Origin of the sequence: Alkalihalobacillus sp. FSL W8-0930 (assembly GCA_037965595.1) — a bacterium.
GTDB lineage: Bacteria > Bacillota > Bacilli > Bacillales > Bacillaceae_D > Alkalicoccobacillus.
Genome location: CP150183.1, coordinates 1,850,257 through 1,870,586, shown reverse-complemented (window position 1 = coordinate 1,870,586; position 20,330 = coordinate 1,850,257). Strand labels below are relative to the sequence as shown.

17 protein-coding genes and 1 pseudogene are annotated in these 20,330 nt (G+C 39.9%); 9 read left to right on the top strand and 9 right to left on the bottom strand.

Going from position 1 to position 20,330, the window contains the following annotated elements; all coding sequences use genetic code 11:
- Positions 1–19 precede the first annotated feature (19 nt).
- The 3 genes from NSQ54_09940 to NSQ54_09930 all read left to right on the top strand — a co-directional run bounded on the left by NSQ54_09940 (position 20) and on the right by NSQ54_09930 (position 2,310).
- Positions 20–1,003, top strand: a complete 984-nt coding sequence (locus NSQ54_09940) for an ATP-binding cassette domain-containing protein (GenBank protein WYP28394.1) — start codon at positions 20–22, stop codon at positions 1,001–1,003.
- Entirely contained in the window at positions 993–1,817 is an 825-nt protein-coding gene (locus NSQ54_09935; GenBank protein ID WYP28393.1) for an ABC transporter permease, read from the top strand. The genes NSQ54_09940 and NSQ54_09935 overlap by 11 nt, the downstream gene beginning before the upstream one ends.
- Before the next feature lie 115 nt (positions 1,818–1,932).
- Positions 1,933–2,310 carry a Replication termination protein gene (locus tag NSQ54_09930; protein ID WYP28392.1) on the top strand — a complete coding sequence of 126 codons (378 nt, stop codon included), beginning with the start codon at positions 1,933–1,935 and terminating at the stop codon, positions 2,308–2,310.
- Positions 2,311–2,441: 131 nt separating this feature from the next.
- Here the strand turns inward: NSQ54_09930 and katG are convergent, their stop codons facing one another.
- On the bottom strand, positions 2,442–4,673 hold the full coding sequence (gene katG / locus NSQ54_09925; protein ID WYP28391.1) for a catalase/peroxidase HPI: 2,232 nt from the start codon (positions 4,671–4,673) through the stop codon (positions 2,442–2,444).
- A gap of 214 nt (positions 4,674–4,887) precedes the next feature.
- Between katG and NSQ54_09920 the strand changes: the two are divergent.
- Together NSQ54_09920 and NSQ54_09915 are read left to right on the top strand one after the other, a co-directional pair.
- A pseudogene (locus NSQ54_09920) lies at positions 4,888–5,753 on the top strand (nitrate reductase).
- 25 nt (positions 5,754–5,778) lie between these two features.
- Positions 5,779–6,057, top strand: coding sequence for a hypothetical protein (locus NSQ54_09915; GenBank protein WYP28390.1), 279 nt, complete (start codon positions 5,779–5,781; stop codon positions 6,055–6,057).
- A gap of 412 nt (positions 6,058–6,469) precedes the next feature.
- Here the strand turns inward: NSQ54_09915 and NSQ54_09910 are convergent, their stop codons facing one another.
- Entirely contained in the window at positions 6,470–7,333 is an 864-nt protein-coding gene (locus NSQ54_09910; protein WYP28389.1) for a DUF6612 family protein, read from the bottom strand.
- Between the two features lie 463 nt (positions 7,334–7,796).
- On the opposite strand from NSQ54_09910, the gene motA reads away from it, so the two are divergent.
- The 3 genes from motA (at position 7,797) to ytvI (ending at position 10,666) form a co-directional block, all read left to right on the top strand.
- Positions 7,797–8,591 carry a flagellar motor stator protein MotA gene (motA, locus tag NSQ54_09905; GenBank protein WYP28388.1) on the top strand — a complete coding sequence of 265 codons (795 nt, stop codon included), beginning with the start codon at positions 7,797–7,799 and terminating at the stop codon, positions 8,589–8,591.
- Entirely contained in the window at positions 8,581–9,393 is an 813-nt protein-coding gene (locus NSQ54_09900) for a flagellar motor protein MotB (protein ID WYP28387.1), read from the top strand. The genes motA and NSQ54_09900 overlap by 11 nt, the downstream gene beginning before the upstream one ends.
- Before the next feature lie 148 nt (positions 9,394–9,541).
- The gene (gene ytvI / locus NSQ54_09895) at positions 9,542–10,666 is read left to right on the top strand and encodes a sporulation integral membrane protein YtvI (GenBank protein WYP28386.1); all 1,125 of its coding nucleotides are present in this window, start codon (positions 9,542–9,544) and stop codon (positions 10,664–10,666) included.
- A 41-nt stretch (positions 10,667–10,707) separates the two neighbouring features.
- Here ytvI and NSQ54_09890 read toward each other — a convergent pair whose 3' ends face one another.
- The 6 genes from NSQ54_09890 to NSQ54_09865 all read right to left on the bottom strand — a co-directional run bounded on the left by NSQ54_09890 (position 10,708) and on the right by NSQ54_09865 (position 18,958).
- Entirely contained in the window at positions 10,708–11,193 is a 486-nt protein-coding gene (locus NSQ54_09890) for a TraR/DksA C4-type zinc finger protein (protein ID WYP28385.1), read from the bottom strand.
- 88 nt (positions 11,194–11,281) lie between these two features.
- Complete coding sequence (gene parC / locus NSQ54_09885) at positions 11,282–13,726, bottom strand: DNA topoisomerase IV subunit A (protein ID WYP28384.1); 2,445 nt, start codon at positions 13,724–13,726, stop codon at positions 11,282–11,284.
- Positions 13,719–15,695 carry a DNA topoisomerase IV subunit B gene (parE, locus tag NSQ54_09880; protein ID WYP28383.1) on the bottom strand — a complete coding sequence of 659 codons (1,977 nt, stop codon included), beginning with the start codon at positions 15,693–15,695 and terminating at the stop codon, positions 13,719–13,721. The genes parC and parE overlap by 8 nt, the downstream gene beginning before the upstream one ends.
- 217 nt (positions 15,696–15,912) lie before the next feature.
- Positions 15,913–16,326, bottom strand: coding sequence for a CoA-binding protein (locus NSQ54_09875; protein ID WYP28382.1), 414 nt, complete (start codon positions 16,324–16,326; stop codon positions 15,913–15,915).
- A 62-nt stretch (positions 16,327–16,388) separates the two neighbouring features.
- The gene (locus NSQ54_09870; protein WYP28381.1) at positions 16,389–17,927 is read right to left on the bottom strand and encodes an ABC transporter permease/substrate-binding protein; all 1,539 of its coding nucleotides are present in this window, start codon (positions 17,925–17,927) and stop codon (positions 16,389–16,391) included.
- Entirely contained in the window at positions 17,924–18,958 is a 1,035-nt protein-coding gene (locus tag NSQ54_09865; protein WYP28380.1) for an ABC transporter ATP-binding protein, read from the bottom strand. Before NSQ54_09865 ends, NSQ54_09870 begins: the two co-directional genes overlap by 4 nt.
- 145 nt (positions 18,959–19,103) lie before the next feature.
- Here NSQ54_09865 and NSQ54_09860 point away from each other — a divergent pair, with 145 nt between their 5' ends.
- Positions 19,104–19,730, top strand: a complete 627-nt coding sequence (locus tag NSQ54_09860; GenBank protein ID WYP28379.1) for a MarC family protein — start codon at positions 19,104–19,106, stop codon at positions 19,728–19,730.
- A gap of 49 nt (positions 19,731–19,779) precedes the next feature.
- On the opposite strand, the gene NSQ54_09855 is transcribed toward NSQ54_09860, so the two are convergent.
- Positions 19,780–20,232 carry a hypothetical protein gene (locus tag NSQ54_09855; protein WYP28378.1) on the bottom strand — a complete coding sequence of 151 codons (453 nt, stop codon included), beginning with the start codon at positions 20,230–20,232 and terminating at the stop codon, positions 19,780–19,782.
- Positions 20,233–20,330 lie beyond the last annotated feature (98 nt).

The window sequence follows — 20,330 nt, the reverse complement described above, 5'->3', positions numbered from 1 at the left end:
AAAAGGGTGGTGCAAAGCATTGAATGATGTAGGACACTCAAAATTGGCGATTGAGGCAAAAGGATTAATAAAAGTTTTTGGAGATCACCGCGCAGTAGATGGCGTTGATTTATCAATCAAAAAGGGAACGGTTTACGGCTTTTTAGGTCCCAATGGTGCAGGGAAAACAACAACCATTCGAATGTTATCAACGTTATTACCTTTAGACGGTGGTGAGGCGAAGATATTTGGCTACAATTTAGCTTCAGATTCTGCAGAAGTACGAAGTCGAATCAGCCTAACGGGTCAATATGCTTCCATTGATGAAGACTTAACAGGAATAGAGAATTTAGTACTCATTGCTCGCTTAATGGGATTTTCACGTAAGCAAGCGAAACAACGTGCGACAGAGTTATTGCATGCCTTTAGCCTTGAAGTTGCAGCTAAAAGACAAGTGAAAAAGTATTCGGGTGGTATGAGACGACGAATAGATATCGCTGCAAGCATCGTAGTAACACCAGAACTCCTTTTTCTTGATGAACCAACAACAGGACTTGATCCAAGAAGTCGCAATCAAGTCTGGGACATTGTTCGTGCGTTGGTAAAAGCCGGTACAACGGTTCTATTGACTACTCAATACTTAGAAGAAGCCGATCAGCTTGCAGATCGAATTGCAGTGATAAATCAAGGGAAGATTATTGCAGAGGGAACAAGTGATGAACTAAAAGCATCTGTCGGATCAGGAACCTTCCAAGTACGTTTATCAGGCAGTGAAGAGAGCACGAGGGCGGTATCCTTGTTAGAGACCATCATTGAAGGGCCGATACATATCGGATCAGATTCCACCACGCTTTCTTGTCAGGTTTCTCACTCATCCATTGTCATGAAGGCTCTTCATACACTCGATGAAGCAGGCATATCTCTAGTCGATTTCTCTCTAGGTCAGCCAAGTCTGGATGAGGTTTTTCTTACATTAACAGGCCAAATTACTTCTTCAGAGGAGGGTGAAAGTATTGAGCCATAAAACTGATGTAGATCAAAAACTCCAGGATGCGATTGCATCAAGTGTCAGACCGCCACATCCAAGTCCACTTTCATCTTCTTTAACCTTTTCTTCCAGAGCATTATTAAGGATCAAGCACGTACCAGAACAAATGTTTGATGTGACGGTATTTCCGATCATTTTCCTTTTAATGTTTACTTACTTGTTTGGAGGGGCGATTGCAGGGTCAACTGGTGAGTACTTACAATTCCTGTTACCAGGGATACTCGTAATGACCGTTGCTCAAATTACGATGTATACAGGTGTTGATTTAAACAATGACATTCGTAAAGGTGTATTTGACCGCTTTAGAACCTTACCGATCTGGCTGCCTTCAGCTTTAGTTGGAGCTTTACTAGTAGATGCTGTTCGATATTTAATCGCTTCAACGATTATGATCCTATTAGGATTACTGCTTGGATTTAGACCTGAGGGAGGACTTATAGGTGTGTTCGCCTCACTTGGATTCATTCTTATTTTTTGCTTTAGTCTTTCTTGGATCTGGACAACGCTTGGAATTATTATGCGTTCAGAGAAATCTCTGATGATGGTCAGTATGACTGTATTGTTTCCATTAACATTTGTTAGTAATGTGTTTGTTGATCCCGAAACGCTCCCAAATTGGCTCCAGGGCTTTGTTGATGTGAATCCTATCTCTTTATTAGTGGATGCTGTAAGAGGGTGCATGTACGGAACGATCACGGCTTCTGAAGTTGGGTGGGTGTTGCTAGCTTCGGCGATCATTTTAGTGATCTTTGCACCACTAACCATGTATTTATATAAAAACAAAAAATAGCAAAGTAGGGGCCTTCTTGACGAATTAACGCGCAAGAGGGCTTTTTTTAGAAAATGTCGTATCTCTTTATTCGTCACTATTATACAATTAGTATAATAAGGGGAGGGGACTTAAAATGAATTCTAAAAGAGTGTCAACTGGCTTTTTAATTAAGCAACGATTATTTTTAAAAGCGTATCTAATATCTTTTATAGAAGATGGCAGACCATATGGAACCCAAATGCTAGAGGAATTAAAAGAACAATATAAGCCTTATGGATTTTCCCCAAATCACGCAGAGTTATATCGAGCTCTCTATGAATTGATAGAAGAAGGTGTACTGCGCTCTACTAAGCGAAAATTGCGCGAGGACTCTTTCCAAGAGGTAAACGTTTATTACTTTCGAGATAGCGCTAAAGCTCATAGAATCAAACAAGAAGCATTAGATGAAATGGTTAGGTCTCATGCTATTCTTGAGAAGGCTATAAATGACCTTAGAGTGGAAACAGAATAAAGAACACCTGTTCGCAAGTCCTAAAATCGGCACTTTATTAACTTTAAAGAACTCATAAATGATACGTTCCTGTTATACAAAAGAAAAAGACACAGCTCTCATACACTGTGTCTTAACGTTTTATTATAGATTTACGTAAGCTGCGTTTTCTTTGACGAAAGGTCAAAGCGATCTGCATTCATTACTTTAACCCAAGCTTTAACAAAGTCGTTCACAAACTTTCCTTTGTTATCGTCCTGTGCGTACACTTCTGAGATGGCACGTAACACAGAATTTGAACCAAATACAAGGTCAACACGGGATGCTCTACGAACAACTTGTTTTGACTTAAGGTCATATCCTTCATACGTACTTTCATCAACTGGCTTCCATGCTACATGATTATCTAACAAGTGAACAAAGAAATCATTGGAGAGCACTCCCACCTGATCGGTAAAGACGCCTTTATCCGAACCACCATGATTTGCTCCAAGTACTCGTAATCCGCCAACAAGAACGGTCATTTCAGGTGCGGTTAAACCGAGAAGCTGAGCTTTATCAACTAGCAGTTCTTCAGCAGTAACACTATACTGATTCTTTTGGTAGTTACGGAACCCGTCTGCAAAAGGCTCTAATACATCAAAGCTATCTGCATCTGTTTGTTCGTCAGTGGCATCTCCACGACCCGGGGCAAAAGGTACATTCACACTAAAGCCGGCATCCTGTGCAGCTTTTTCGATTGCAGCCGTTCCACCTAACACGATTAGATCTGCCAAACTAATGTCTGTTTCAAGATCAGCTTTAATCTTTTCAAGCACTTGAAGCACTTTTTCAAGCTGTTCCGGTTCATTTACTTCCCAATTCTTTTGCGGCTCAAGACGAATACGGGCGCCATTTGCACCACCACGGTTATCAGATTGGCGGAATGTCGCAGCTGATGCCCAGGCAGTAGAAACGAGTTCACTTACCGATAAACCTGATTGCAAAATAGTCTCTTTTAAAGAAGAAATTTCATCCTCAGTTAACACATAATCAACAGACGGCACGGGATCCTGCCAAATAAGTTCTTCTTGGGGTACTTCAGGACCTAGATAACGAGAGCTTGGTCCCATATCACGATGGAGAAGCTTAAACCAGGCACGAGCAAACGCATTTGCAAACTCATCAGGATTTTGATGGAAGTGACGTGCAATTTTTTCATATGCCGAATCCATTCGTAGCGCCATGTCAGCCGTCGTCATGATCGTTTTAACTCGGATAGATGAATCTTCTGCATCAGGAGCAAGATGACCCTCGTCCTGGTCAACCGCAACCCATTGATAAGCACCAGCTGGACTTTTTGTTAATTCCCACTCATAACCAAATAGCAAATCAAAGAATCCATTGTCCCACTGTGTAGGGTTGGCGGTCCATGCACCTTCAATCCCACTTGTAATCGTGTCACGACCCTTACCACTGTTATGAGAGCTAACCCAACCTAAACCTTGCGCTTCTAGTGGTGCAGCTTCTGGTTCAGGTCCCACTTGTTTGGCATCTCCGGCACCATGCGCCTTGCCGAACGTATGTCCGCCTGCGATAAGAGCCACTGTTTCCTCGTCATTCATTCCCATACGAGCAAACGTTTCGCGTATATCTCGACCACTACCAACTGGATCTGGCTTTCCGTTTGGTCCTTCGGGATTCACATAGATTAGCCCCATCTGCACAGCAGCAAGGGGATCTTCTAACTGGCGATCTCCTGTGTAACGATTGTCACCAAGCATTTCTGTTTCATTTCCCCAGTAGACATCTTCTTCTGGTTGCCAAATATCTTCACGTCCGCCACCAAACCCAAACGTTTTTCCACCCATTGATTCAATGGCTACATTCCCAGTCAGAAGAAGGAGGTCAGCCCATGAGATTTTGTTTCCATACTTTTGTTTAATTGGCCAGAGAAGGCGACGTGCTTTATCTACGTTTGCATTATCCGCCCAGCTGTTAAGAGGGGCAAAGCGCTGGTTACCTGTATTCCCACCACCGCGGCCATCACCTGTACGATATGTACCTGCAGCATGCCATGCCATCCGAATGAAAAGGGGACCGTAATGACCATAATCAGCTGGCCAAAAGTCTTGACTATCTGTCATGAGAGCTTCAAGATCTTTTTTTAATGCAGTGTAATCTAACGATTCAAATTCAGCGGCGTAATCAAACTCATCACCAAATGGGTTAGATTTACGATCATGCTGATGGAGGATGTTCAAATTAAGTTGATTCGGCCACCAATCCTTATTTGTTGTACCACTAGACTGTGCACTTGTTGTACTTCCGTGTAAAAAAGGACATTTCCCACCAGACTCATCCGGACCATGATTTGCGCGTGAAATAATGTTATTACGGCTCATGCAAACTCCCCATTTCTTTGTATGATTTTGTAGAAATAACACGAAAACGACTATTAGATAATAATCGTTATTATGTAATCATTATAGTAAAAAGTTTCATAGATGAAAAGGAAAAGATATTTAAAAAATCTTAAAACATTGTAGATTCAATCTTCAATTAATTGGGAAAGACAGTACATAAGAGTTAAAAGGGTAGGAGGAAAGGGGACTCATGATTTGCGAAGAATTATTTCCAAACGAACAAATGATTGAAGTCCACGAACTGAGCCCTAGCTATGATGAGCATGCCAGTGACGTGTGGTTGATGAAGACAAACGAAAAAGAATGGATCGTTCGCTCATCTAAAATAACGCGTTTTGGTGGGGGTGCTATACGTTATTTGGCATTGATCCGAGAAGATTAACAGATTTAAAAATGACTCATCACACATTAAGTCAACAGACAACAATGCCTATCCCAGCATTCATTGATATGAAAAGAGTGGGGGATAGAGAATACGCTATTTTAGAAAAAATGAACGGTCAAATGATTCACTCGTTTCTAGATCAACCCTTATCAGTGCTGAAGAGCTTAGGTGTTGGATTAGCAGAGATTCATGCTCTTAAAAGAGATTATTCAGGGTCTCCATCTAGATCCTTCACCTTTCCATTAGATCGTTTTCACTCGCACGTCACTGAAACAATGAGTCAACTTGTTTCAAATTTCTATAAAGATCAAATTGATTTTATAGGAACACTCCAGATAGCACAACAGCAACTCAAGCATATCTCTCATCCAGAATCCTCAACATTCGTGTTAATCGACATGGATCCAACTCAATTTTTAACAGACGGAAACGTCATCACAGGTCTTGTCGATACAGAAGCGTATGTCATCGCTCCAAGAGAACTCGATTTTATTGGTCTTGAGTATGTGTTAGACGAACAATCGGCCGCAGCCTTCAAAGAAGGATATCAAACTGTATTAGAGCTTCCGCAGCTAGAACTCGTAAGGATGCCTTACAGATTCTTATATCGGTTGTTATCGGTTCAAGGGAGTGTAGAGCTTGCGACTTGGATGAATGAGAAGGTTTTGTTTTAACTGAAGCTGAAGGGAGAGGGATGGTATGAGTGATGTGCATACTAAAAAACAACCATACGATGTTCTATCTATCTTAACGTTAGTCGTAGGGATCTTCTCGGTATTTTGGTTTATTTTCTTACCGGTACTTGGTGGTATTTTAGGAATAGTTGGTATTATACTCGCAGCTAAAGCAAGGCGACAAAGAGAGTACAATCGAAAACTTGTAAAATGGGGAGGTGGGATTAGTTTAATTACACGAGGAATCATTGCAATCTTGTTACCTTTAACACTTATTATGGAGTTTGTTAAGTTCATTAGTTAGTGTAAAGAAATTACTAGTTAAATACACCATTCTAATTATATGAAGATGACTTGGTGGAAAAAGCTCATAAAGAGACAAGTACTTAAGGGATAGTTAGCCTTGTATATCATTTTAATAGTGATTAGTTTTAGTTTCTTATAATCTTTCACAAAAAACTGCCATATGGATTGGTGGTGGTTTTTTGTGAAAGATAGACAAGGGAAGGACAGATAAAAGACAAAGTTTAAATTAATCATTTTTTAGGTTTACATAATATATATTATCGGAACCAAAAGAGATTATTGATTTCATATCTCATAAACTAAGTATTCTTGTTATTTTGAGACGAAAGAAAAATTTAATAAGTGATTTCATCATCCATAAAAAAAATCGCCATTAAGATTTATGCTCCTTAAGGCGATTTTTTGTTCGTTTATTCAATGTTTCCAAGTTCCATTTTATATTCTTCGGCACCTTCTGTAATATCATCAGGGATACCATCCAATTCTGTTTTATTAAAGTCATGCACAGTTAAAGTTGTTTCAAGCTCCATATCAATTCGCTCTCCGTTATGCTTCATAGCAAGCTGGATGTTCACATCTAATTGATTTATACTATTTGTTTCTTTCACAACACTGACAATAAATTGTAAATCCTTAATTTCCATGTGATTGACTAAATCATTGGATTGTTGTTCATTTATGAGACTACTTAATTCCAAGGATTGAATGACTGCAGATCTTGCCTCCATCCCTTCTCCTTTAAACCATAGCTCATACTCATCTTCTGATTCCTTCAACGTCATATTTTGACTATATTCGTCTGCGATCGTGAGATATTGCTGCAGCTCCGCTTTCGGATCCTGATGCAAATGTAGATCTTCACGCAGTTCAATTGGCACGTTCATCCATACCTCTGATTGATAATTAAAGACGTATGCTAAATCATCTGTTATATATTGAGCAACTTGAGTTTGTTTGTCACCATTATTGGCCGATGAGTGTGTTGTATCAATTTGTTGGTACATAACAAATGGTGAATCATTATATTGTGCTAAACGATTTTGTATAATTTTATCCTCTTGGTTATCGCCCTTTTTTATGATTTGATTATGAGTAGCCTCAATACTTATACTTTGCAGCCCATTTAGTTCTTCTTCTAATTCTTGAATCACATCTTCTACTGTAAATTGGTTTGTCTCTTTGACTTCCTCTGTAGGATAATCCTTATTCACACAAGATAGTAGAATACACATGCACATTATCATGATACATGTAGATATCGCTTCTTTATTCATTAACATGTACTCCCTTTATTTAAATGAATTAAAGACGCACTCTAATTTCACATTAATACACAGTGTACCATATTCATTAATATTAAAACGTTTAAATCGTAAAGTCCTCTTTTTTCGCTTCAATATACCTAGATGTTTAGACCATCTAAGTATAAAGTTTAAGTTCATAAGTAGAATCTAAGCAAAAAGGTGTAAAATTAGTTTATTTAACCTTTATATAAGCATATAGACCTAATAAACTGACAAACATTTATGTTTTCGAACATTTATCTTTCTATATTCTCTAGCGATATCGGCAGCTTCTTCTGATTGTTTATACGTCATTATCCCCTATTTTCACGCAAAAATTGGTAAAATTATAAGTCGAAGCAAGCATTTTATAAGAATGTTAAACCATTCTTACTTACTAGGACTTAAGTATAGTATACTGAATGAAATCATTTTATTTTTAAGGAGAATCATAATGGATAAAACGTCATATATCGGAATTGCCTTGGGTGTTGCAGCCGTGCTATTTGGGATGGTGGCAAAAGGTACCAGCTTGGCCGTTCTTGTAAACCCTGCTGCTATCCTGATCATTTTTGCGGGAACAGCCGCTGCAATTATGATCGCCTTCCCTTTTGCTGAGGTAAAGCGAGTTCCTAGTTTGTTTAAAGTATTATTTACCGAGAAAAAACAAGTGTCCCAGGAAGAACTAGTTAAGCAATTTGTTGAATATGCAACCATCTCACGCCGTGAGGGTATGCTTGCACTCGAAACGAAGGTTGATGAAATCAATGATCCGTTCTTTAAACAAGCTGTTCGAATGATGATTGATGGTCAAGAACCTGAATTTATCCGACACACGTTAAATGAACGAATTGATGCGATGCAAGACCGACACGCTTCTGGTGCCTCTATCTTCACTCAAGCTGGGACGTATTCACCTAGTTTAGGAGTGTTAGGTGCTGTACTTGGATTAATTGCTGCACTTGGAAATCTTGATGATACGGAAGCCTTAGGACATTCAATCGCTGCTGCGTTTGTTGCAACCCTTTTTGGGATTTTCTTAGGATATGTACTCTTCCATCCGTTTGCAAACAAATTAAAGCGTAAGTCAAGAGCCGAAGTTTTACATAACCATATGATTGTTGAGGGCACGATTGCAATTTTAAATGGAAGCTCTCCACGAGCCATCGAAGAATATTTAAGTGTATATATGGGAGAAAAAGAACAGCTTTCGTATATAGAAGGAGCTGAGCAGGAAAATGTCAGCTAGACGTAAGAAACATGATGAAGAGCATGTTGACGAAAGTTGGTTATTACCTTATGCCGACATGCTTACGTTACTACTCGCTCTTTTTATAATTTTGTTTGCGATGGGTCAAGTAGACAATACACGCTATGAATCATTAAAATCAGCTCTAAATGAAGCCTTAGGTGGAACGAGTATTCTAGAGCATTCTGATTCATTAGAGGGTGAGGGCACATCCCCTCCTGAAGATGCTACAGAAGTCACTGACCTAGATGAAGTAAATGAAAATGATCAGCAAACCGATCAAGATGGAACGAATCAGGAAGGTCCCTCTGAAGATCTGTGGGAGCTACAACGAGAGTTAAACCGTTACATTGAGGAACAAGGATTAAGCGATCGCCTTACAACGGAAATCGGTATGGATGGTCTCCTCATCACAATTAATGACAACATTTTGTTTGATTCAGGTAGTGATGGACTAAAAGATGAAGCACGAGACATCGTGTTTGAGATTTCAGATATGCTAGCAACAGATCCACCAAGGTATATTCAAATTTCGGGTCACACCGATGATAATCCTATTAGCACACCCCAGTTCCAATCAAACTGGTCATTAAGCATTGCACGTGCTGAAAATGTATTAGGCTTTTTCTTAATGAATGATCGCCTGAACCCAAATCAATTTATTGTAGCTGGTCATGGTGAGTACAAGCCAATTGCTTCAAATGACACAGAAGAAGGTCGTCAACAAAACCGCCGTGTAGAAATCTTAATTCTCCCATTTAACGTTGAGAGAGAACGACTAGAAACCGAATATGCTGAATAAAGTGTTTGAAACACTCTTTTTAGAGTGTTTCTTTTTTCATTTGCTTCATGTTTGACAGGTCATTTTAAGGGAATTAATATATAAGGAAATACTTGGTTCATACTCATTTCACAGTTATATTTTCAGATTATCAGAAAGGATACATCCTATGACCAAAGCTCAAGCCTACATGGTACTACGAGCCATTTTGTTTACGCTCGCTCTCATCTTAGCTAGCTGGCTTTTTATTAAATTATTTAAAGTCACTTATCCTTTTTGGTTTGCTGCTTTCTTTGCATGGACCATGCAGCCTTTTATCAGGCTTCTCATGAAAAAAGTGAAACTAAATTCAGGCTTTGCTAGCATCATTAGCTTACTTTGCGGAATTGTAGTCATTTCTTCGCTACTAGCCGGAATAGTGTTTCTTATTTACATTAGTTTAAGACGATTTTTTGATCAGGTTCCTATTTGGATTGAAACAGGGTCCCTTAAATTTCAAAGCTTTTTTAATGAAACGATTCTTCCCTTCTGGCAGCAAGGACTCGGATTATTTAATAGTCTTGATGGTACCCAACAAGAAGCACTGAAGCAAAGCATCTCGCAATTGGGTGGACAATTAGGCTCTCTTATCGGGCAAACTGGTCAATCGTTGCTTGATTGGACCTATCAGCTTATATTGGGTCTTCCAGCTTTTCTTGTTGCTTTCTTATTCGGTGTCATTAGTATCTACTTTATGGGTAAAAGCTGGCACAGCTATCAAGCTGCCTTTAGAAAAGTGATCCCACAACGAGTCACAAGTAAGTTCCAGGAGTTTGTTCAAGGTGTAAGGATTCGCTTGTTCGGATTTATTAGAGCTCAGCTCATTCTTATGTTTATTACGGCGATTATCGTTTATATCGGGCTTTTAATCATTCGTGTGGATGGCGCTTTTACGTTAGCGATTATCGTTGGACTTGCAGAGCTATTGCCTTACTTAGGAACTGGTACAATCTTGCTTCCATGGGCCATTTACTTATTAGTTAGTGGTGACTTTTCATTAGCTTTTGGTATTCTGATTTTGTACGGAATTATTGTAGTTATTCGTCAAATGATTGAACCAAAGGTTTTATCAAGTAGCTTGAATTTGAATCCTGTTGCCGTATTAATCTCTATGTTTGCTGGCCTTCAACTTTTGGGTGCCGCCGGTATTATCGTCGGTCCGTTAGTTTTAGTGTTAATTATGATCTTCCATGATATCGGTTTAACGACATCCATTGGTCTTTTTATCCGGGATGGATGGAAGCAAGAAGAATAAGCAAAAAAGCATTTCTCCCGATGAGAAATGCTTTTTTCATTTTATCTATATGCGTCTTGCTCTTTATCAAGTTTCTTAGTAGTTAAGGTATCCTCACGTAGAGTGTCTTGATCTGCCACGTTGTCCATGGCTTCAGCAAATTGTTGATCTGCCATCTGATCTGAGCCTTCTTGATCTACTTTTTGCTGTGCTTCGATCGTTCTCTTTGTATAAGGTACGATCTCTAATCGCTCATACGGAATCTCTTCTCCCGTATCCACGCATATCCCATAAGTCCCTTCTTCCATCCGTTCCAAAGCCTCTTCTACTTCTTGTAGCTTTTCTTGATCTGCACGCTGAAACGTTTGTTCCTTCATCCGGTCCTCGTATTCGGCTGCTTGATCTGCCATGTGGTTATCTACTCCACTAGATAATTCACCTGTTGTTTCCGTATAGTCCTCCTCGAAGCCCTCTTCTCCTTCAAGGTTCTTTTTAAGTGTAAGCAATTCCTCTTTTAAGGATTGAAGTTGTTTGTCTGTTAATGGCATATGTAGCGCCTCCTTTCTCCTTCTATTCCCCTCTAAAGTAGTTGTAAACCTTGTAACCCTTTATAAAAAAAGAGTAAGCCGAATGGGCCTACTCTTTATCATCTATCACATCTTTATGAAGTCGTTTCATTTCTACAAGTGACCCTTCCTTTTGCGTATCAACAGCATAGGAGCCATTGCTATATCGATCACTCGGTCGATAAGACTTTGCTTGGATGGTCGTTTCTGTTCCTTTTTCGGTACGTAGTAAAAATTCATCGGTTGGAGCTAAAATTCGGTTACAGCCTACTAAACGATGTGGGTTACTTTTTAACTCACGTAACATCACTAGCCCGCGTTTGGCTCTTGAGCTTTTTTCCATCTCAGTAATAGCCATCTTCTTAACGGACCCCCGTTGCGTTGCAAGAATAAATTCAACCTTTTCGTCTAATGAGAAGGTTTCTGCCCCAACAACGATATCATCATCTTTTAAATTGATGGCCTTCACGCCGGCTGCACGCTGACCAACTAAGCCAACTTCCTCTTCGCCAAACCATAATCCGTATCCTTGATTTGTAGCTAATAAAATTTCACTTGTTCCTTTTGTTCTCATAACAGCAATAAGCTGATCTCCATCTTTCACTTTTAGTGCAACTAGTGCTTTTGAGTGTCTAGCTGCCTGATATAATGAGAGCTGAGATCGTTTTACCATGCCATCCTTCGTTAGGAACAGAAGGGAATCCTCTTCTGCAAATTCCCTGACACCCATGGCACAGAGAAATTCGTCGTCTCGATCAAGCGTCACCAGGTTCGCAACATGCTGTCCATTGTCCTTCCAGCGTATATCTGGTAGCTGGTGAACAGGAATAAATAGATAGTTCCCTTGCTTGGTGAATAGAAGCAAGGTATCCGTTGTATTTAACTCCTGATTAAAGAGGATGCGGTCCCCTTCCTTCATGCCAGGTGGCTCTTTGCTTGATGCAGAGAATGACCGCAGGCTTGTCCGTTTCACATAACCAGAATCCGTAACCGTTACGCGTACGTCCTCGGCTGCAATCAGTACATCCATATTAATCTTTAATTCTTCAATCTGAGCGGTAATTTGAGTTCGTCTATCTTCTCCAAATTCTTTTTGTACTCGTTTTAGATTCTTTTTAATCACTTGGATCAGCTTTTTCTCACTTGATAAAATCGCTTCTAATTCTTCAATGCGCTTCTTTAATTCTTCTGCTTCTTTTTGAAGTGTAGTCACATCCGTATTCGTTAAACGATAAAGTTGAAGGTTAACGATAGCTTCTGCCTGTTCTTCAGTAAACGAGAAAGAATCAATTAAATTATTCTTAGCATCTCGTTTGTCTTGAGACGCACGAATAACCTTGATTACCTCATCAAGAATCGAAACAGCTTTAATGAGTCCCTCTACAATATGCTCCCGCGCTTTCGCTTTTCTAAGTTCATATTCAGAGCGACGCTTAATCACTGATTTCTGATGATCTATGTACGCTTGGATCAATGCTTGAAGTCCCATTAATTGCGGTGCCTTATGATAAATCGCAACCATGTTAAAGTGGAACGTTGTTTGTAAATCCGTATTCTTAAATAAATAATGTAGAATGGCATTCGGATCTGCATCTTTCTTTAATTCAACCACGATTCGCAGCCCTGTTCGATCCGTATCATCTCGAACCTCTGTAATACCATCTACTTTTTTATCAAAACGAATTTCATCCATTTTTTTTACGAGGTTCGCTTTTACCACTTCAAACGGAATCTCAGTAATCACTATTTGCTGACGGCCGCCACGCATATCCTCTAATTCTGTTTTTGCACGAACAACGACTTTACCTTTACCTGTTTTGTAGGCTTGTCTGATTCCATCAAGACCTTGAACGATGCCCCCTGTAGGGAAATCAGGACCGGTTACCACTTGTAAAAGATCATCAAGTGTCGTATCTGGCTTTTCCATCTGCATAATGACACCATCAATGATCTCACGCAGGTTATGGGGTGGTATGTCTGTAGCATATCCTGCAGAAATTCCCGTAGATCCGTTAACCAGTAAGTTTGGAAACCCTGCTGGTAATACGACGGGTTCCTGTTCGGTATCATCAAAGTTATCAATAAATTCAACCGTATCTTTATCTAAATCTCGAAGTAATTCAGAACTAATAGAGGAGAGTCTAGCTTCTGTATAACGCATAGCAGCTGGTGGATCTGCATCAATAGACCCATTGTTCCCATGCATATCAACAAGTAATTGACGCACCTTCCATGTTTGGCTCATACGAAGCATTGCTTCATACACAGATGAGTCACCATGTGGATGATAATTACCGATCACGTTACCGACTGTTTTTGCTGACTTACGATACGCCTTTTCAGCCGTATTCCCTTCTTTGTACATCGCGTAAAGAATACGACGTTGAACGGGCTTTAATCCATCTCGTGCATCTGGTAATGCACGTTCTTGGATAATGTATTTACTATAGCGTCCAAATCGATCACCGATGACTTCTTCTAACGGAAGATCAAGATAACGTTCACTTTTAGACATTTTGCTCGCCCTCCGTTACACCTAAGTTCTCATTTTCCAAAATATTTGTTTCTTCCTCAAGACCGAACGCAACATGTGATTCAATCCACTTACGACGTGGCTCTACTTTGTCACCCATTAGTGTCGTCACACGCTTTTCAGCCCTTGCCGCATCATCAAGCGTTACACGGATAAGCGTTCGTGTCTCTGGATCCATTGTAGTCTCCCATAATTGAACAGGATTCATCTCACCTAGACCTTTATAACGCTGCAGGGCATAGCCTTTTCCGACTTTCTTTGTTGCATTATCCAATTCACGCTCATCCCAAGCATATTCAACGATTTCTTTTTTGCCTGAACCTCTACTGACTTTATATAAAGGTGGTAGCGCAATATAAATCTTACCCGCATCAAATAATTCTTTCATATAGCGATAAAAGAATGTAAGGAGAAGCACTTGAATGTGTGCTCCATCTGTATCAGCATCTGTCATGATGACGACTTTGTCGTAGTTCACATCTTCAATCGAGAAGTCAGCACCGACCCCCGCACCAATTGTATGGATAATGGTTCGAATTTCTTCGTTTTTCATAATATCGTCGAGTTTTGCTTTTTCCGTGTTGATGACTTTTCCCCGAAGTGGCAGAACGGCCTGGAATTTACGATCGCGTCCTTGTTTAGCTGAACCACCAGCTGAATCACCCTCAACCAGATATAATTCATTCCGTTTTGGGTTACGTGATTGAGCAGGTGTTAACTTCCCACTTAATAGCACATCTCGTTTTTTACGCTTGCCGTTACGAGAATCCTCACGTGCTTTTCTTGCTGCCTCACGTGCTTGGGAGGCTTTAATCGCTTTTCGAATCAAACTTGTCCCAATATCAGGATTCTCTTCAAAGAAATAAGCTAGCTTCTCAGACACAACGCTATCTAATACGGATCGTGCTTCTGGTGTTCCAAGCTTACTTTTGGTTTGACCTTCAAACTGGAGCTTTGCTTCAGGTACACGCACAGAAATAATGGCTGTAAACCCCTCACGTATATCTGCACCTTCTAAATTCTTATCTTTTTCTTTAAGAAGCTTTAATTTTCTTGCATGTTCATTAAAGCTTCGAGTCATTGCTGACTTAGCACCAAGCTCATGTGTTCCGCCATCTCTCGTACGTACATGGTTCACAAAGCTTAGTACATTCTCCGTATAGGCATCATGGAACTGGAAGGACATCTCCATTTCAATTCCGTTTTGCTCACCGTTAAATGTGATCACTGGATGCAAAGTCTCTTTTCCTTCATTCAAGTATTGAACAAAAGCTTCAATTCCAGTTTCAAAGAAGAAGGTTTCTTCGATCGTTTCTGAACCCCGTTCATCTGCAAGTGCAATCGTAAGGCCTTTTAATAAAAATGCCGCCTCACGTAAACGCTCTGAAAGAGTCTCTGTATTAAATGTAGTTGTTGAGAAAATCACCGGATCAGGTTTAAAGCGAACAACTGTTCCCGACTTGCGTGTATTGCCTTTTTTCTCAAGTGTAGTGGCTGGTTTCCCACCATTTTCAAACTGTTGCTGATAATGTTCTCCATCTCGTCTAATATCAACAATTAGCCATTCTGAAAGCGCATTAACAACAGAGGCCCCTACACCATGTAAGCCTCCACTTGTTGCATATCCACCTTGACCGAATTTACCTCCCGCATGGAGGACAGTTAAGATCACCTCAGGTGTTGGCTTCCCCATTTTATGCATTCCAACAGGCATTCCACGCCCGTTATCTAGTACTGACACACTTCCGTCTGAATGAAGTGTTACTTTTATGTAATCACCGAATCCCGCCATTGCTTCGTCAACAGCGTTATCTAAAATTTCATAGATCAAATGGTGTAAGCCGCGTGCATCCGTACTTCCGATATACATTCCCGGACGTTTACGAACAGCTTCTAACCCTTCGAGTACTTGTATCGCATCATCGTTATATTCTATTTGTGATTTTGCCAAAGTTTGAACCCCTTTCAACGTGCTGCTACTATTGTAGCACAAAAACCGAACATACGTTTCTTGCTATAGTTATAAGTTCATTCTAAAGGTTATTTCAGTTATATCAAGGTTCTTTTATATTTTTATTATATTATTTCTTCCACATACTAGGGTTTGTCACATCAAATGAAAAGAGGTTAGTGAGGGAGGATACCATAATGGCACCCTCCCCAATCACTTACTTGAATTTAGCGTGTTCTACTTTAATACAACGATCCATCACCGTTGCGATGTTATGTTCTCTTAAGTAATCATAGGCTTCTTGGTTAACCACACCAAGCTGTGACCAAAAGACATTCGCTCCAACTTCAACTGTTTCTTTTGCGATATCAGGGAGAAACTCGCTTCTTCTGAAGACATTCACAATATCAATGTCACCGTCAATCTCATGAAGCGAAGAAACGGCCTTTACACCTAATGCCTCTTTAATCGTAGGGTTCACTGGGATAATCTCATAGCCTGCTTTTTGCATGGCCTCTGAAACCATATAAGAAGTTCTCTCAGGATTGTCTGAAAGCCCTACTACTGCAATCCGCTTACTAGTATGAAGAATATTTGTGATCGCTTGATTTGATGGGTTTTCAATAGACATTGTATCATTCCTTTCGTATCACGTGTACAACCATCATACCCTAAAATGTCGTTTTGCACTCATTACTCATCTAATAAACCGAGTTCAACTAGATACTCTTTTGCTACATCACTAGGGTTCTCGTCTTCAATATCGACCAGGTAATTTAATTCTTGAATATCCTCTTCTGAAATTTTTCCAGCAAGCTGATTGAGAATATCTTCAACTTCAGGGTACTGCTCTAACGTTTCCTCTCGAATTAATGGAGCGCCTTGATATGGCGGAAACAGATTTTGATCATCTTCTAATACAAGTAGATCGTTCTCCACAATTTGTGGATCTGTTGAAAAGACATCGGTTCCTTCAATGTCTTCACTTTCAATCGCACGAAATCCTGCAGAAACATCTAAAGAAGATACGTTACTAAGTTCAAATCCATATCGTTCCGGGAAGCCTGCATATCCATCTTGACGATCGATAAATTCAAATGAAAAGCCAAAGGACCAATCATCTTTTACTGAGTTTAAATCGGAGATGGTCTCAATTCCCTCTTCCTCAGCCTTATCTCTAGGTACAGCAATTGCATACGTATTGTTGTATAACATGGGCTCTAAGAAGCGGAATTGATATTCATCATAAATTCCTTCTTTTGCTTGTTGATACGCTTCGTCTGGATCATAACTAAAGTCTTCTAATGCAAGTAGTTCACCAACGATCGTACCAGAGAATTCTGGATACACGTCAATGTCGCCAACTCTTAATGCATTAAATACAAAATCAGTCGCACCTAGGTTTCCTTGAACTTGTACTGTAAGTTCAGTCTGCTCTTCAATCAAATGCTTATACATGTTTCCAACAATCTCAGGCTCAGCACCCATTTTCCCACCAACAACAAGATCCGGGCCAACCGCTCCTCTACCAGCAAGTATCGGAACAAAGATAATGGCAAGTGACAATCCGATCACTACAACAACCGGTTTATATGAATTCCGTTTGCTCATCTTTTCCGTTAAACGTAAAATCCCATCAAATAATAACGCTAGAAGAGCTGCTGGAATCGCACCAAGTAAAATGTACTCGTTATTTGAACGCTGAATGCCTGTCATGATTAAATCTCCAAGACCCCCAGCTCCAATTAATGCAGCAAGCGTTGCAGTTCCAACAATTAAAACCATTGATGTTCGAATACCTGCCATCACTGTTGGTAGGGCAATAGGTAGTTCCACCTTTATCAGGCTGCGAAACGAGTTCATCCCCATTCCTCTTGCTGCCTCGCGAATGGCAGGGTTAACTTCCTTAATGCCTGTATACGTATTACGAAGAATTGGTAAAAGGGCATAAGCAGTTAGCGCAATAATAGCTGGTGTTGTGCCAATTCCAACAAATAAGATCATGAATCCAAGTAACGCAAGACTTGGTATCGTTTGAAGAACAGCAGCAATGCCAATAATCACTTCGGCAATACTGTCTTTTCTAGATAGGAGAATTCCCACAGGAACTGCGATAACCACAGCAATTAATAATGAAATGATTGATAGCTGCAAGTGCTCCCAGAGCGCCGTCCAAAGCATGTCCTGTCTTTGTAAAAAAAGGTTATAAAAATCGTTTAAGAATCCGTTCATTTACTCTCGCTCCCTTCTGCTGCCATACGAGCTAAATCCTCATAAGAGATCGTTCCGACAATGCGGTTATCTCGCTCAACAGGGAGAGCAGGAAGATTGCTTTTTTGGAGAGAAGCGTACACATCTTTAACAGAATCATTAACCGATACCATTTCTACATTCGGTTGAGTCATTTTTTGGTATTTGGTTTCTGCTAACGAGCCATTTTCATCTAATATAAACTCAAGCTCCGTCTCGTTTGTATCATGTGTTTGTACATAAGGACTATCTGTTTGAATAAAGGCTTCAATTGATTGCGCTTTTTTGGGACCTCGATTTCCAATGAATTGCTGCACAAATTCATTTTTCGGGTTTGTCACCAGCTCCTCTGGCGTTCCAATCTGAACTGCTGCTCCATCTCTCATCACACAAATTTTCTCCCCTAATGCCAATGCTTCATCCATATCATGCGTAACAAAAACGATTGTTTTCTTGATGTCTTTTTGCAGATTTTTAATGTCATGTTGTAATTGTTCACGACTAATTGGATCAAGTGCACTGAAAGGCTCGTCCATTAAGATAATGTTTGGGTTACCCGCGAGCGCTCGCGCCACTCCAATGCGCTGTTGTTGTCCTCCGGAAAGTTCATCTGGCATCCTGTCTCGGAACTGGTTTGGATCAAGTCCAACCATTTGGAGTAGTTCATCCACTCTTGTTTTAACATCTTGTTTACTCCATTTCATCATTTCCGGAACAACTGCAATGTTTTCTGCAATCGTCATATTTGGAAACAACGCGATTTGTTGAAGGACATATCCAATATTCCAACGCAATTTATGTATGTTGACATCTTGTACACGGTCATCGTCTATCTTGATTGTTCCTTCCGTCGGATCAATCAACCGGTTGATCATTTTCATTGTGGTTGTTTTTCCACAGCCGCTCGGTCCAATTAATACAAAAAACTCACCACTGTTGATGGTTAACGATAGATGATCAACACCTTTAGTCCCATCAGCAAATGTTTTCGTGACCCCTTCAAACGTTATCAATCCTGCACAACCTCTCTATTTTATCTATCTTTAAATAAGTTCACCTCATCTATACCCTAAACCAGTTGATTTAAGTCCTCTTTATATGAATTGAACGAAAAAAGTGAGGGAAGCTAACGTAAACATTGATGATGGAGGTCCAGTGATGCTTTCTTTTACACTTCAAGCGATTGTTTCAATCTTTGCAATCATGAACCCCATAGGGAATGTTCCCATTTTTATTGCAATGACACAAACAAATACCGTGCGAGAAACACGGGCAATTGCGTTTAAAGCGATTCTCACAGCATTTATCATTCTTACTGCCTTTCTCATTCTTGGGCCCTTTCTATTCCGTGCATTTGGCATCACCGTTGATGCACTTCGTATCGCAGGTGGCATTATTATCTTTGGGATTGGTTACAATTTAGTCAGTGCAAAGTCAAGGCACAGTCATTCTCTTCATGAAGATGAGCATCAAGAAGGGATCGAAAAAAACGATATTTCAATTACACCTCTTGGTATTCCGTTAATCGCTGGCCCCGGAACCATTGCGACGGTTATGAGTTTAACGACCGCTCACACCGACCGATTAAGTCATACGATTGGAGTGTTTATTGCTTTTACAATCATTCTCTTAGTGACCTACTTAATCTTTTATTACTCACACTGGATTCATAGCAAACTGAATGCGACAGAGCTCTCAATCATTACACGTTTAATGGGGCTTATCTTAACTGTAATGGCCGTGGAAATGATTGTTAGCGGGTTAAAAGAAGTTCTAACACTTTAATTTAAACTAAAAAGCTGAGAACCAATCTCTAGGCTCTCAGCTTAAATAATTATATCGCAATGTATGGTTGTAGGAATTGATTAAATCTTGTTTGAGAAAACAGTTGTTTTACATATCGTTGTTTCTGGGACTTCGTCAATTTTGGAACAACTGTCAATGATTCTGTAATACCTAAGCGATTAAGTAAGGGTTGAAGATACAACTCCATCACACTTACATGAGCCATTGTCCCTCCAAGAATAAAAGGAAATACCTGTTCATCCTTAAATGTTTGCTCCGGTAGCGTCTGCAAGAAGCGCTTAAACGCTTGATATGCATTTTGTTCTACAGGAATCGCTAAGATAAAAACATTTGTTTTGAGCTGCTCTTGAGTGAAAGTAGATATAGAAACTTCTGAAAGCTCATGACCTTGTTGCAGGACCCACGTTTCTAGCTGTGCTTTAAACTCTTTATCTTGTTTATTCATTAGCGGATTTTCCGTTAACATTGTTAAATGTGCCATACAGAATTGCTCCTTTCCCTCTATTAATATTTATTATATACCCATTATTCATAGCAGTCAACTAGGATTAATACACAAAGAAAAAACGGGCAATATGC

Bases quoted from the DNA above. Each gene is read 5' to 3' on its own strand.
- NSQ54_09930 (WYP28392.1), top strand. From the start codon at position 1,933: ATGAATTCTAAAAGAGTGTCAACTGGCTTTTTAATTAAGCAACGATTA.
- katG (WYP28391.1), bottom strand. From the start codon at position 4,673: ATGAGCCGTAATAACATTATTTCACGCGCAAATCATGGTCCGGATGAG.
- NSQ54_09915 (WYP28390.1), top strand. From the start codon at position 5,779: ATGAGTGATGTGCATACTAAAAAACAACCATACGATGTTCTATCTATC.
- NSQ54_09910 (WYP28389.1), bottom strand. From the start codon at position 7,333: ATGAATAAAGAAGCGATATCTACATGTATCATGATAATGTGCATGTGT.
- motA (WYP28388.1), top strand. From the start codon at position 7,797: ATGGATAAAACGTCATATATCGGAATTGCCTTGGGTGTTGCAGCCGTG.
- NSQ54_09900 (WYP28387.1), top strand. From the start codon at position 8,581: ATGTCAGCTAGACGTAAGAAACATGATGAAGAGCATGTTGACGAAAGT.
- ytvI (WYP28386.1), top strand. From the start codon at position 9,542: ATGACCAAAGCTCAAGCCTACATGGTACTACGAGCCATTTTGTTTACG.
- NSQ54_09890 (WYP28385.1), bottom strand. From the start codon at position 11,193: ATGCCATTAACAGACAAACAACTTCAATCCTTAAAAGAGGAATTGCTT.
- parC (WYP28384.1), bottom strand. From the start codon at position 13,726: ATGTCTAAAAGTGAACGTTATCTTGATCTTCCGTTAGAAGAAGTCATC.
- NSQ54_09875 (WYP28382.1), bottom strand. From the start codon at position 16,326: ATGTCTATTGAAAACCCATCAAATCAAGCGATCACAAATATTCTTCAT.
- NSQ54_09870 (WYP28381.1), bottom strand. From the start codon at position 17,927: ATGAACGGATTCTTAAACGATTTTTATAACCTTTTTTTACAAAGACAG.
- NSQ54_09860 (WYP28379.1), top strand. From the start codon at position 19,104: ATGCTTTCTTTTACACTTCAAGCGATTGTTTCAATCTTTGCAATCATG.
- NSQ54_09855 (WYP28378.1), bottom strand. From the start codon at position 20,232: ATGGCACATTTAACAATGTTAACGGAAAATCCGCTAATGAATAAACAA.